Genomic DNA, 13,384 nt, shown 5'->3' on the forward strand with positions numbered 1-13,384 from the left:
TTAGGGGGGATGGGCAGCGAGGGCACGGAAAAGTTGGTGTGGCGAGCAGTAGCCTCTGTGGGAGCAAGGCTTGCCCGCGATGAATACGCCGTTATTCGGCAAGCCAAACCGAGTCATCGCTCATCGCGAGCAAGCTTTGCTCCCACAGGCTTATGCCGACAGGAAATTTTCAGCCCAGCACCACCAACCGATTCGGCAGCTCATTGCGCTCCTGGGTCACCGGCACGTGCTCCTTGAGCAATTCGCCGCAGGCTTCGATGCAGGTCACAAAGCCCTCCAGCGTCCGCCCCTGGCGGACCTGTTGGGTGAACGTCGCGACAATGGCGTCCCAGTTCTTGTTGTCCAGGCGCTTGGAAATGCCTTCGTCCACCAGGATTTCCACGTACCGCTCAGCCTCGCAGACAAAGATCAGCATCCCCGTGCTGCCCACGGTGTGGTGCAGGTTCTGCTCGAGAAATTGCCGGCGCGCCAGGTTGGAGGCCCGCCAGTGACGTACGGATCGGGGGATCAGGTGCGTGGTGACTCGGGGAATGCGCAACACCAGGCACAGCACGATGAAACTGACCCATTGCACCAGCAACAGGCTGTGCAGGGCCAGCCAACCGGTGAGGTAGTGGACCACGCCAGGCACCACCAGGGCCAGCAGGCTGGCCCAGAGCAGTGGGATGTAGGCGTAGTCGTCGGCGCGAGCGGCCAGCACCGTGACCAGCTCGGCGTCGGTATCGCGCTCGACCCGGGCGATGGCCTCGGCGACCTTGCGTTGTTCGTGTTCAGTCAGTAATGCCATGGTTAAAAGTGCCCGCTCATTATTATTGTCACCAGCCGCCCGACGAACCGCCGCCCCCGAAACTGCCACCGCCACCGCTGAAACCGCCACCGCCACCGCCGAAGCCTCCCCCTCCGGAACCACTCGAACCGCTGGAGCCACCACTTCCTGCCGGCAGGATACCGAGCATCTGGCAAACGACTATCGTCAAGATGAACAGCAGCGCCAAAAAGATGAACAACACCGGATGACGTTCGACGAAATCAGGCTGCTCCTGGCCCCCCTCGCTGTAGATCGGCGTCGGCTCATCCAAAGGGCTGCCGCCCAGCACCACCAGCATCGCCGCGACGCCGTCGCTGATGCCTTTGTTGAAGTTGCCAATCTTGAAGGCCGGGGTGATCACCTGATTGATGATCACCGAACTCTGGGCGTCGGTCAGGCGATCCTCCAGGCCGTAGCCCACCTCGATGCGTAGTTTACGGTCGTCCCGGGCGACGATCAGCAGTGCACCGTTGTTTTTATCCTTCTGCCCGATGCCCCAGTGGCGCCCCAGTTGATAACCGAAGTCTTCGATGCTGCTGCCTTGCAGGTCCGCCAGCGTGACCACCACTACCTGTTCGCCGGTGGCCTGTTCATGGGCCTTGAGCTGCGCATCCAGTTGCCCGCGCACCGACGGGTCGAGCATCTGGGCGGTGTCCACCACCCGCCCGGTCAACGCCGGAAACTTCAGCTCGGCCTGGGCCGTGATGGCGAACACCCAGAGCAACAGCACCAGGCCAAATTTCAACACTCGCATCGCAACTCCTGTGTGCAAGCTCGCTCCCACAATTTTCTAGAACTTCACTTCAGGGGCTTTCTCGGCATTGGGGCTGGTGGCCTCGAACGTTTCGCGGATCGGCAAGTCGCTATACATCACGCTGTGCCACAGGCGTCCCGGGAACGTGCGGATCTCGGTGTTGTACTTCTGCACCGCCAGGATGAAGTCACGACGGGCCACGGCGATGCGGTTCTCGGTGCCTTCGAGTTGCGATTGCAAGGCCAGGAAATTCTGGTTGGCCTTGAGGTCCGGATAACGCTCGGATACCACCATCAGCCGGCTCAACGCGCCGCTCAACTGGTCCTGGGCCTGCTGGAACTGCTTGAGTTTTTCCGGGTTGTCCAGGGTGCTGGCGTCGACCTGGATCGACGTCGCCTTGGCCCGCGCTTCAATCACTGCGGTCAGGGTTTCCTGCTCGTGCTGGGCGTAGCCCTTGACGGTTTCCACCAGGTTGGGAATCAGGTCGGCGCGGCGCTGGTACTGGTTCTGCACCTGGCCCCAGGCGGCCTTGGCCTGTTCGTCCAGGGTCGGGATGTTATTGATGCCGCAACCGGCCAGCAGTGTGGTGAGCAGCATCAGGGCCAGTATCGGCAGGCTGCGTAGGTGGTTCAGTCGTGGATTCATCGGGTGAAACTCTCCCTTGCATGACATTGGAAAAACACGGCCACCTATCTCACCGACGTCTGGGGCATAATCTGCCGCCGCACTGGATTGAAACGGGGCGATGGGCTAAAAGATGCGCAGTGCGAAACTAAGTTCAGCCCAATGGGTTCGAAAGTGTGCTGCATTTAACTGAACAACAATAGCCGCTCCTCACATTTTGGCTGACCGGCGTGTCCTGATCACTGCCCTTTAGGCTTGCGAGAAAATTATTCATGAAGAAGCTGTGTTTGCTGGGCCTGTTTGTCAGTCTGGCCAGTCACTCCGTATTTGCCGACAACCTGCCAGCCCCCATAGAGAACAAGGACGCCTTCATCAGCAACCTGATGAAGCAGATGACCCTCGAAGAGAAGATCGGCCAATTGCGCCTGATCAGCATCGGCCCGGAAATGCCCCGGGAGATGATTCGCAAGGAAATCGCCGCCGGCAACATCGGTGGCACGTTCAACTCCATCACGCGCGATGAAAACCGTCCGATGCAAGACGCGGCCATGCGCAGCCGGTTGAAGATCCCGATGTTCTTCGCCTATGACGTGATCCACGGCCATCGCACGATTTTCCCGATCCCCCTGGCCCTGGCCTCGAGCTGGGACATGGACGCGATCTACCACTCCGGCCGCATCGCCGCCCAGGAAGCCGCGGCCGACAGCCTGGACATCACCTTCGCGCCGATGGTCGATATTTCCCGCGACCCGCGCTGGGGCCGTACCTCCGAAGGTTTCGGCGAGGACACCTACCTGGTGTCGCGCATCGCCGGGGTGATGGTCAAGGCATTCCAGGGCAACGGCGCCAACGCGGCCGACAGCATCATGGCCAGCGTCAAGCACTTCGCCCTGTACGGTGCGGTGGAAGGCGGCCGGGACTACAACACCGTGGACATGAGTCCGCTGAAAATGTACCAGGACTACCTGCCACCCTACCGCGCCGCCATCGACGCAGGCGCCGGTGGGGTGATGGTCGCGCTGAACTCCATCAACGGCGTGCCGGCGACCGCCAACACCTGGCTGATGAACGACCTGCTGCGCAAGGAATGGGGTTTCAAGGGCCTGGCGGTCAGTGACCACGGCGCCATTTTCGAACTGATCAAGCACGGCGTCGCCAAGGACGGTCGCGAAGCGGCGAAGCTGGCGATCAAGGCCGGCATTGACATGAGCATGAACGACTCGCTCTATGGCAAGGAACTGCCAGGGCTGCTCAAGGCCGGTGAAATCGAGCAGAGCGACATCGACAACGCCGTGCGCGAAGTGCTCGCGGCCAAATACGACATGGGCCTGTTCAAGGATCCGTACCTGCGCATCGGCAAGGCCGAGGATGACCCGGCCGACACCTACGCCGAAAGCCGCCTGCACCGCGCGGACGCCCGTGACGTGGCGCGCCGCAGCCTGGTCCTGCTGGAAAACCGCAATCAGACCCTGCCCCTGAAGAAGACCGCGAAAATCGCCCTGGTCGGCCCGTTGGCCAAGGCACCGATCGACATGATGGGCAGTTGGGCCGCAGCCGGCCGGCCTGCGCAATCGGTCACCCTGTTCGACGGCATGACCCGCGCCCTGGGCGCTGACTCGAAGCTGGTCTACGCCCGTGGCGCCAACATCACCGGCGACAAAAAGGTGCTCGACTACCTGAACTTCCTCAACTTCGATGCCCCGGAAGTGGTGGACGACCCGCGCACGGCCCAGGTGCTGATCGACGAAGCGGTACAAGCCGCCAAGGATGCCGATGTGGTGGTGGCCGCCGTAGGCGAGTCCCGTGGCATGTCCCATGAATCGTCGAGCCGTACCGACCTGAACATCCCGGCCAGCCAACGCGAGCTGATCAAGGCCCTGAAGGCCACCGGCAAGCCGCTGGTGCTGGTGCTGATGAATGGCCGTCCGCTGGCGTTGCTGGACGAGAAGCAGCAGGCCGATGCGATCCTGGAAACCTGGTTCAGCGGCACCGAAGGCGGCAACGCCATCGCTGATGTGCTGTTCGGTGACTACAACCCGTCGGGCAAACTGCCGATCACCTTCCCACGCTCGGTGGGGCAGATTCCAACCTACTACAACCACCTGAGCATCGGCCGGCCATTCACGCCAGGCAAACCGGGCAACTACACCTCGCAGTACTTCGATGACACCACCGGCCCGCTCTATCCGTTCGGCTACGGCTTGAGCTACACCGAGTTCAGCCTGTCGGACATGGCCCTGTCGTCGACCACGCTGAACAAGACCGGCAAGCTCGATGCCAGCGTGACGGTGGAAAACACCGGCAAGCGTGACGGCGAAACCGTGGTGCAACTGTACATCCAGGACGTGACCGGCTCGATCATTCGCCCGGTGAAGGAACTGAAGAACTTCCGCAAGGTGATGCTCAAGGCCGGCGAGAAGAAAGTCATTCACTTCACCATCAGCGAAGACGACCTGAAGTTCTACAACGCCCAACTCACGTACGCGGCTGAACCGGGCAAGTTCAACGTGCAGATCGGCCTGGATTCCCAGGACGTGAAGCAGCAGAGTTTCGAGTTGCTCTGACCCCCAGGCAACACCCAAGCCCCTGTGGGAGCGAGCTTGCTCGCGATGGCGACAGGTCAGTCAGATGGATATCGACTGACCCTGCGCTATCGCGAGCAAGCTCGCTCCCACAGTTGTTTCTGGGTGTTCGGGCTAACCCCGCCGATCCAGCAAGTTCACCACCACCCGATCCACCCACCCCCACACCCGCTGCTTGAAGCGCTTCCACAATGGCCGGCGCTGCCAGGCGTCGAGGCTGACTTGCAAGCTCTGGGTGAAGTCCCGCTCGAAACTGGCCGCCACGGCACTGCTGAGCCTGGAATCCAAGGCTTCGAGGTTGGCTTCCAGGTTGAAGCGCAGGTTCCAGTGATCGAAGTTGCAGGAGCCTATGCTGACCCAGTCGTCCACCAGCACCATTTTCAGGTGCAGGAAACACGGTTGGTACTCGAAGATTTTCACGCCAGCCTTGAGCAATCGCGGGTAGTAACGATGCCCAGCGTAGCGCACGGAAGGGTGATCGGTACGCGGGCCGGTCAGCAGCAGACGCACGTCAATGCCGCGGGCGGCGGCCTTGCGCAAGGAACGGCGTACGTTCCAGGTCGGCAAAAAATACGGCGTCGCCATCCAGATACGTTTCTGGCCGCTGTTCAATGCCCGTGACAGCGATTGCAGGATGTCGCGATGCTGGCGGGCGTCGGCATACGCCACCCGCCCCATGCCCTCGCCCACCGGCGGTACGCGCGGCAGGCGTGGCAAGCCGAAGTTGGACGCCGGCTTCCAGGCTCGCCGATGGCGGTTGGCGAGCCACTGGCGGTCGAACAGCAACTGCCAGTCGAGCACCAGCGGGCCGACGATTTCCACCATCACCTCGTGCCACTCACTGCGATCGTCGAGGGGGTTCCAGAATTCATCGGTGACCCCGGTGCCGCCGACGACGGCCAGGCGTTGGTCCACCAACAGCAGCTTGCGGTGATCCCGGTAAAGGTTGCGCACCCAGCGGCGCCAGCTCAGGCGATTGTAGAAACGCAACTCCACCCCGGCCTCGGTCAGGCGCTTGCGCAGGGCCAGGGTAAACGCCAGGCTGCCGTAGTCATCGAACAGGCAGCGCACGCGAACGCCACGTTCGGCGGCCTGGACCAGCGCCTGGACCATCGCGTCGGCGCAAGCGCCCGCCTCCACCAGGTAAAGCTCCAGCTCGACCTGTTCCTGGGCACGGGCGATCGCCACCAGCATGCGTGGGAAGAACTGTGGGCCATCGATCAACAGTTCGAAGCGATTGCCTTCACGCCAGGGAAAAACCGGACCATTCATGTCAGCGCGCCGTGAAGATCAGCACCGCATTCACCGGCACCGACAGGCTGATGGCCGACAACCCGGCCAGGTTGCGCAACTTTTCCAGGCCTGGCGCCAGATCGAAATCCGCCGCATTGAGCACCACCGGTTCCAGGGTCACCACTTGGAAGCGGCGTTCGTCCAGGCGCGTCGCCAGCAGTTCAACGTTGTATTCGTGCTGCTTGCCGTGCAGGTTCACCGTCAGCGGCAGGCGCAATTCCAACTGCGCGCCGTTGGCCAGGTCCTGGATCGGCGCCAGGTCGATCTTGGCGGTGGCCGTGGCTTCGGCAAATTGCTTGATCTGGAACAGCTCGGCGCGCATGCGCTCGTCCCGCAGCGCAATACCACTGTTGATGGAGTCCAGCTCCACTTCCAGGCGCGCCAAGCCCTCGGGCTGGACTTGACCGTGCAGCACCAGGAACCGCTGGACCTCGGAGACGTTGCCGTTCTTGCTGCTGATAAACGACAGCCGCGACGACTCGCCGTCCAGATACCAATCGGCCTGGGCCGGCAGCGCTGCACAGGCCAGCAACAAGCTGGCGGCAGCGAGAGGGAAAAACCGCTGGAACATACACACTCGGTGGGTAGATAAACCTGTGGCGAACCTTAACCGGACCGAGGGCGCTTGCAAACTGTCTGTTTTCAACAGCCGCCCATGAGTACAGAGAACCTGGGTTGAAGGGGTTTTATCTGTGGGAGCAAGGCTTGCCCGCGATGGTGTTTTCGCAATCGCCATCGCGGGCAGCCTTGCTCCCACAGTAGGATCGACGCGAGACCTTGTTGCCAAAGGTGGGTTCAGGGCTCCAACCGACACCCTTGCCGCTCCCCCAGCCACCGCGCGCTGTGGCTACGGCCCAGGCCTGTGACAGTGACGCGTTTGGCTTCGGGGGTTTCGAGGAACGCGCTGATGGGCACCGACTGTTTCACATAGCCACGGCAATAGTCAGCCGGTTGTTCCATTACATAACGGCAAGAGCAGTATTCCTTGGCGGTGTAGGCACTGATGATGTCGGGGAAGGCCCGCAATGCCACCCGCTCCAGCCAGATCCAACTGAACAGGGCGACGAGCAGCATCAATAACAGGGTGAGCAACACGTTGCGCTTCATGGCTGTACCGTCCCGACGAACGCCGCCATGGCGCGCTTGAGCAGTTCGTTATGGCGATAGCTGCCGTCGCGGTCGTCGCCGTAGCGCACGATCACCAGTTTGGCGCTGGGGATAACGTACAGCGCCTGACCCCAATGGCCCAGCGCGGCGAAGGTATCCGGCGGCGCATCGGGCCAAGGCTCGATTGCCGGATCGACGGCGCGGTTGAGCCACCAATGCCCACCCGGCACGGCTTCGTCCTGGCCGGCCTGGAAGTGGGCGAAAGGTTGACGATTGAACGCGACCCACGTCTTGGGAATCAGTTGCCGTTCGCCCCAGCGACCGTCCCGTTGCATCAACAACCCGACACGCGCCAGGTCTCGCGCGGTGAGGTAGGCATAGGACGATCCCACGAACGTACCGCTGGTGTCGGTTTCCCAAGTGGCGTGGCGGATGCCCAGGGGTTCGAACAACGCCGTCCAAGGGTAGTCGGGGTAGTGCGCCGGGCCGACGATGGTTTTCAGGGCCGCCGCCAGCAAGTTGCTGTCACCACTGGAATAACGGAACGCCTGTCCCGGCGGACTGGCGCTTTCATGCTGCGCAGTGAACGCCGCCATGTCATGACGCCCGCGGGTATAGAGCATCGCCACCACCGAAGAATGGAGCGGTGCGTATTCGTAGTCTTCCTGCCAGTCCAGGCCGGACGCCCAGTGGAAAAGATCGGCCAGGGTCAGGCCCGGATGCCGGCTCAGCGGTGGGTAATACTTGGCTGCCGGCTCATCCAGGGCAAAGCGCTGTTCACCGTAAGCCACGCCGAACACTGTCGCCAACAGGCTTTTACTGATGGACCAGGTCAGGTGCGGGGTCTGGGCGGTGGTCGGTCCGGCATAGCGTTCGTAGACCAGCCGACCGTCCTGGATCACCAGCAGCGCGTCGGTGCGGATACCCTCGCGGCTCGCATCGTCCCGGGGTGGGAAGGCGTATTGCTCCAAGGCTTCGATGGCCGGCCCGCTCGGGGTAGGGCCACTTGGCCATTGCTCGCTGGGCCAGTCTTCGGCGTGGGCGCTCAGGTTGAGCAACAGCAGCGGGATCAGCAACCAGCCTTTGGACATGCTTGGGGCTCGCAGGATTGAACCTTCAGAGCCTATTCAAACTTGATGACAGTTTCAGTACTTGTGTCGACAGTACCGACGCCATCGCGGGCAAGCCTTGCTCCCACAGGTCTAAGACAGACTGTCATTTAGCCTGAACCTGTGGGAGCAAGGCTTGCCCGCGATGAGGCCCATCAACCCAATGAAGACTCAAGCGCCTTGGCCAAGCGCTTGGCCCGCGCGCCCGCCGCCATCTCCATCACGCCTTTATCCCGCGTCCACATTTCACGCCACGTCGCAGGCCCGACGGCCAGGGCAGCGTTGAGTTCGCCATCGAGCCCCTGGAACTGAGCGAACAACCCGCCCAGCAGCACGTGCCCGGCCGCACTGGAAGGGTTATGCCGACTCACCTGCGCGCAGCCGGCGAGCAGCGCCAGCAGGCGCAGTTGCAACGCCTGGGGCCATGCGCACTCCTGCCCGACACCATACAACCAAGCGGTCATCGCGCTGAGCACATAAAGGTCTTCCAGGGTGCGGAACGGTTTGACGTAGGCGTGCCAACCGTCGCCTGCCAGCAACTCGCACAGCGCGCCGTCGAGCACGACGCGGCCATGGCTGATGTCCGGCATCAGGGCAATGGCGGGCAATTTTTCCAGGGTGACACCGGGCTCACCCGCATAGGCAACGGCCAGGTTCAACCGTGGCGTTTCACCGGGCGCTTCGCAGCGAGCGGCAATCAGCAGCCACTCGGCGGCGTCACCGGCCGTGACGAAATCCTTGCGTCCGCTCAGGCGCAAGTCGTCGAGGCGGGTTTGCATGTCCGCCGGGCGCAGGCTGCGCTGCTCGGTGGCACACAAGGCGCCGAGGCTCTGGGGCGCGCTCGGCCAAAGCACCCGCAGCGCCGCCTGATACCCCACCAGGAACGCCAGGCCCGGTGTCGCCATCAACCGCGCCCCGGTTACGGCCAGCTCGAACGGCATCACCGGCCCCAAGCGTTGCAACAACGCGGCATAACCTTCGGCCAGGTCCGGATGGGCGGGCAAGCGCTCGCCGCGTTCGATCAGGGTGTGCCAGGGCATGAGAGGGCTCCTTGAAGGCTGTCATATAAGCATCACCAAAGCTTCATGGCGATGACACCGGGGCTACATAGCCTGACTTTGCACAACATGGCTGCATAAAGAAAGTCGACAGGCTGCAACTGAACAGCCCGCACGGAGATTCGCTATGACCCAGATCGCCCGCATCAGCGACACCGGCAATGAACGCCGCCTGCAAGCCGAACGCCTGATCGGCGCCCAAGCCTTGCAAGAAGCACAGGCCCTGCGTTTCAACGTCTTCAGCGGCGAATTCAACGCCAAGCTCAAGGGCGCGGAAATGGGTCTGGACATGGATGACTACGATGTTCACTGCGCCCACATCGGCGTACGCGACCTGAACACCGGCCGCCTCGTGGCGACCACTCGCCTGCTCGACCATCAGGCCGCCAGCAGCCTGGGCCGGTTCTACAGCGAAGAAGAGTTCAGCCTCCACGGGCTGGTCCATCTCAAGGGCCCGATCCTGGAAATCGGCCGTACCTGCGTCGACCCGGCCTACCGCAACGGTGGCACCATCGCCGTGCTCTGGGGCGAACTGGCCGAAGTCCTGAACGAAGGCGGCTACAGCTACCTGATGGGCTGCGCGAGCATTCCGATGCAGGACGGCGGTATCCAGGCCCAGGCGATCATGCAGCGCCTGCGCGAACGCTACCTGTGCACCGAACACCTGCAAGCCGTACCGAAAAAACCCTTGCCGACCCTGGACGTGCCGTCCAACGTCATCGCCGAGATGCCGCCCCTGCTCAAGGCCTACATGCGCCTGGGCGCGAAGATCTGTGGCGAGCCGTGCTGGGACGAGGATTTCCAGGTGGCCGACGTGTTCATCCTGCTCAAGCGCGACGAGCTCTGCCCGCGCTACGCCCGCCACTTCAAGGCAGCGGTCTGATGAGCCGGCTGCGGGTGTACGCGCGAATTGCGCGAGTATTGCTGGTGGTGGCGCTGGGCCTGAGCATGGCCAGCGTGTTCGGCCTGTTTGAACGTGCAGGAATCGCCAACTCGATGGTCCGTCGCCAACGCTGGTCGCGGTTCTTCATGGCACGGCTGAGCCGTGCCCTGCCCTTTTCAGTCACCGTCCACGGTCAACTGCCGCAACGGCCGATGCTGTGGGTGAGCAACCATGTGTCCTGGACCGACATCCCGCTGCTGGGCATGCTCACGCCGTTGTCGTTCCTGTCCAAGGCCGAAGTGCGCACCTGGCCGGTCGCCGGATGGCTGGCAGCAAAGGCCGGCAGCCTGTTTATCCGCCGCGGTTCGGGCGACAGCCAGTTGATCCGCAAGCAAATGAGCCGCCACCTGGAACAGGCCCATCCGCTGTTGATGTTCCCCGAAGGAACCACCACCGATGGCCGCACCCTGCGCACCTTCCACGGTCGCTTGTTGTCGGCGGCCATCGATGCCGATGTCGCGTTGCAGCCGGTGGCGATCCGTTACCTGCGCAACGGTGAACCGGATTCGCTGGCACCGTTCATTGGCGATGATGATTTGCTGTCGCACCTGATGCGCTTGTTTGCCAATGATCGGGGTGAGGTGGAAATCCATCTGCTGGAACCGATTGCCTGCCACGGTCAGGAGCGTGCGGCGCTGGCGTTCCAGGCGCAGCAGGCGGTGCACAAGGCACTCTTCGGGGCGATTCCCGAGAAACAGCAAGCCCCGGTGCGGCCCGCGGCGATTGCGGCCTGACCCGGATTTCTGCGCAGCCCCCCTGTGGGAGCGAGCTTGCTCGCGATAGCGGCTTAACATTCAGCAGGGATGTTGACTGGGCCACCGCTATCGCGAGCAAGCTCGCTCCCACACTTAGTTTTGTGGTGTGGTTTGGCTCAGCGCAAAATCCTGCAACTGCGGGTAGAACAACCGGAAGTCTTCGCTCAACGGCTCATAAAGCCTGATCAACTCTTGCATCGCCCCTGCCAGTTCTTCTGGCCGGGACAAGCGCCGGGAAATGCCGCGCAGGACCTGACCAATCACCTCGAACTCCCGATAAGACCCCAGCCAGTCATCCGCTGCCATATGCGGCGCGATGTGCGCCAAGCGTCCCGGTAGCTGCGGTTCGGTGTTGAGTACGTGATATACCCGCGAAGTGAAATCCAGCAGCGGCCCCTCGCCGTACAACGTCCAGTCCCGGGCCAGACAGTGGTCGAAAAACACGTCGAGCACGATCCCGGCATAACGCCTGCGCACCGTGGAAAAACGCGACAGGGCAATGTCCACCAGGGGATGGCGGTCGGTGTACATGTCAATGCGCCGATGCAGGGCAATCGCCGCTTCGATCCGTGGGTCGTAGAGCCCTTGCAGCGGTCCCTTGACGAAGTCGCCGTAGAGGCTGCCCAGCAGTTGTTCCCGGCCAGGGCCGCCGAGGTGCAGGTGCGCGAGATAGTTCATGGTCCGCAGCTTAGCACCACCACGCCAATATCGTTATAACCCGATATAGCGATTTGTTCGGCATTGAGATCAAATCCATATTTGTATATCGCGAAATAACGATTTAAGGTTCGCTCCATCGCGATATAGCGTTTTATCAACCCCGAGCTTGCCACCCATGACCCTCGACCTCGACGAAATAATAAAAGCCCTGGCGCACCCAGTACGGCGAGACATCCTCAACTGGCTCAAAGACCCCAAGGTCCAGTTCCCCGATCAGTTGCACAACCACGAGTTCGGCATTTGCGCAGGCCAGATCGACCAGCGTTGCGGCCTGTCGCAATCCACGGTGTCTGCGCATCTGGCGGTGTTGCAACGGGCGGGGCTGATCACCAGCCAGAAGGTCGGTCAATGGCACTTCTTCAAACGCAACGAGGACGTGATCCAGCAGTTCCTCAAGCAAATGAGCCAAGAGCTCTGACCTGACAAGGACCCATCATGCCCCTTTCACTCCTGATCCTGGCCCTGAGCGCCTTCGCCATCGGTACCACCGAGTTCGTCATCATGGGTCTGTTGCCCGACGTGGCGGCCGACCTGGGTGTGTCGATTCCCGGCGCCGGCTGGCTGGTGACCGGCTACGCCCTGGGCGTGGCCATCGGTGCGCCGTTCATGGCCCTGGCCACCGCCCGGCTGCCGCGCAAGGCTGCCCTGGTGGCGTTGATGGGGATTTTCATCGTTGGCAACCTGCTCTGCGCCATTGCCAGCGACTACAACGTGCTGATGTTTGCCCGGGTCGTCACGGCCCTGTGCCACGGCGCGTTCTTCGGTATCGGTTCAGTGGTGGCCGCCGGCCTGGTGGCGCCCAACAAACGCGCCTCGGCCGTGGCCCTGATGTTCACCGGCCTGACCCTGGCCAACGTGCTCGGCGTACCGCTGGGCACCGCACTGGGCCAGGAAGCCGGCTGGCGTTCGACCTTCTGGGCGGTGACCGTCATTGGCGTAATTGCGCTGATCGGCCTGATCCGCTTCCTGCCGGCCAAGCGCGATGAAGAAAAACTCGACATGCGCTCCGAACTGGTGGCGCTCAAGGGTACCGGCCTGTGGCTGTCCCTGAGCATGACCGCGCTGTTCTCCGCCTCGGTGTTCACGCTGTTCACTTACGTCGCCCCGCTGCTGGGCGAAGTCACCGGTGTATCGCCCCGTGGAGTGACCTGGAGCCTGGTGCTGATCGGCCTGGGCCTGACCCTGGGCAACATCATCGGCGGCAAGCTGGCAGACAAGAGCCTGGCAAATACGCTGATGGGTGTCTTCATCACCATGGCCCTGGTGTCCACCGTATTGAGCTGGACCAGCGTGGCGCTGATCCCCAGCGAAATCACGCTGTTCCTCTGGGCCACCGCCTGCTTCGCCGCCGTACCGGCCCTGCAAGTCAATGTGGTGGCCTTCGGCAAAGCCGCGCCCAACCTGGTGTCCACCCTGAACATCGGCGCCTTCAACATCGGCAACGCTCTCGGTGCCTGGGTCGGCGGCAGCGTCATCGACCACGGCCTGGGCCTGACCTCCGTGCCCCTGGCCGCTGGCGCGCTGGCCGTGCTGGCGCTGCTGGTCACCCTGATCACTTTTCGCCAGGGCGGCAATGCTGACCTGGCGCCGGCAACTCACTGACTTTTAACCCTTCCACTTTCGAGGTTGTA

The 13,384-nt window shown here is 62.5% G+C and carries 14 protein-coding genes; 5 read left to right on the top strand and 9 right to left on the bottom strand.

What is annotated here, in order from left to right; translation table 11 throughout:
• Positions 1 to 169 precede the first annotated feature (169 nt).
• From KI237_RS23080 to KI237_RS23090, 3 genes are read right to left on the bottom strand one after another with little or no spacing between them, the layout of a single operon-like run.
• On the bottom strand, positions 170 to 787 hold the full coding sequence (locus KI237_RS23080) for a TPM domain-containing protein (RefSeq protein WP_212797203.1): 618 nt from the start codon (positions 785 to 787) through the stop codon (positions 170 to 172).
• A 28-nt stretch (positions 788 to 815) separates the two neighbouring features.
• On the bottom strand, positions 816 to 1,562 hold the full coding sequence (locus tag KI237_RS23085) for a TPM domain-containing protein (protein WP_212797204.1): 747 nt from the start codon (positions 1,560 to 1,562) through the stop codon (positions 816 to 818).
• 36 nt (positions 1,563 to 1,598) lie between these two features.
• Positions 1,599 to 2,207 (bottom strand): LemA family protein, encoded by a 609-nt coding sequence (locus KI237_RS23090; RefSeq protein WP_212797205.1) that lies wholly within the window; start codon positions 2,205 to 2,207, stop codon positions 1,599 to 1,601.
• A 251-nt stretch (positions 2,208 to 2,458) separates the two neighbouring features.
• Here KI237_RS23090 and bglX point away from each other — a divergent pair, with 251 nt between their 5' ends.
• Positions 2,459 to 4,750, top strand: coding sequence for a beta-glucosidase BglX (gene bglX, locus KI237_RS23095; protein WP_212797206.1), 2,292 nt, complete (start codon positions 2,459 to 2,461; stop codon positions 4,748 to 4,750).
• A 132-nt stretch (positions 4,751 to 4,882) separates the two neighbouring features.
• On the opposite strand, the gene KI237_RS23100 is transcribed toward bglX, so the two are convergent.
• The 5 genes from KI237_RS23100 to KI237_RS23120 form a co-directional block, all read right to left on the bottom strand.
• Entirely contained in the window at positions 4,883 to 6,040 is a 1,158-nt protein-coding gene (locus KI237_RS23100; protein WP_212797207.1) for a phospholipase D-like domain-containing protein, read from the bottom strand.
• Between the two features lies 1 nt (position 6,041).
• Positions 6,042 to 6,632, bottom strand: a complete 591-nt coding sequence (locus tag KI237_RS23105) for a YceI family protein (RefSeq protein WP_212797208.1) — start codon at positions 6,630 to 6,632, stop codon at positions 6,042 to 6,044.
• Between the two features lie 224 nt (positions 6,633 to 6,856).
• Positions 6,857 to 7,168, bottom strand: coding sequence for an amidase (locus KI237_RS23110; protein ID WP_212797209.1), 312 nt, complete (start codon positions 7,166 to 7,168; stop codon positions 6,857 to 6,859).
• Positions 7,165 to 8,259: a serine hydrolase domain-containing protein gene (locus KI237_RS23115; RefSeq protein ID WP_212797210.1), complete on the bottom strand. Its 1,095-nt coding sequence runs from the start codon at positions 8,257 to 8,259 to the stop codon at positions 7,165 to 7,167. The genes KI237_RS23110 and KI237_RS23115 overlap by 4 nt, the downstream gene beginning before the upstream one ends.
• 173 nt (positions 8,260 to 8,432) lie before the next feature.
• Positions 8,433 to 9,317, bottom strand: a complete 885-nt coding sequence (locus KI237_RS23120) for an acyl-CoA dehydrogenase middle domain-containing protein (RefSeq protein ID WP_212797211.1) — start codon at positions 9,315 to 9,317, stop codon at positions 8,433 to 8,435.
• Positions 9,318 to 9,462: 145 nt separating this feature from the next.
• Between KI237_RS23120 and olsB the strand changes: the two genes are divergently transcribed.
• Together olsB and KI237_RS23130 are read left to right on the top strand one after the other, a co-directional pair.
• Positions 9,463 to 10,218, top strand: a complete 756-nt coding sequence (olsB, locus tag KI237_RS23125) for an L-ornithine N(alpha)-acyltransferase (RefSeq protein WP_003198679.1) — start codon at positions 9,463 to 9,465, stop codon at positions 10,216 to 10,218.
• Positions 10,218 to 11,012 carry a lysophospholipid acyltransferase family protein gene (locus KI237_RS23130; protein WP_212797212.1) on the top strand — a complete coding sequence of 265 codons (795 nt, stop codon included), beginning with the start codon at positions 10,218 to 10,220 and terminating at the stop codon, positions 11,010 to 11,012. Before olsB ends, KI237_RS23130 begins: the two co-directional genes overlap by 1 nt.
• A 114-nt stretch (positions 11,013 to 11,126) precedes the next feature.
• Here the strand turns inward: KI237_RS23130 and KI237_RS23135 are convergent, their stop codons facing one another.
• A complete protein-coding gene (locus tag KI237_RS23135) occupies positions 11,127 to 11,711 on the bottom strand; it encodes an acyl carrier protein phosphodiesterase (protein WP_212797213.1) in 585 nt (194 codons plus the stop codon).
• Positions 11,712 to 11,868: 157 nt separating this feature from the next.
• On the opposite strand from KI237_RS23135, the gene KI237_RS23140 reads away from it, so the two are divergent.
• Positions 11,869 to 12,171 (top strand): ArsR/SmtB family transcription factor, encoded by a 303-nt coding sequence (locus tag KI237_RS23140; RefSeq protein ID WP_053182660.1) that lies wholly within the window; start codon positions 11,869 to 11,871, stop codon positions 12,169 to 12,171.
• Between the two features lie 17 nt (positions 12,172 to 12,188).
• The gene (locus KI237_RS23145; RefSeq protein WP_212797214.1) at positions 12,189 to 13,355 is read left to right on the top strand and encodes an MFS transporter; all 1,167 of its coding nucleotides are present in this window, start codon (positions 12,189 to 12,191) and stop codon (positions 13,353 to 13,355) included.
• The last annotated feature ends 29 nt before the right edge of the window (positions 13,356 to 13,384 follow it).

The organism is Pseudomonas sp. St316, assembly GCF_018325905.1.
Classification (GTDB): domain Bacteria; phylum Pseudomonadota; class Gammaproteobacteria; order Pseudomonadales; family Pseudomonadaceae; genus Aquipseudomonas.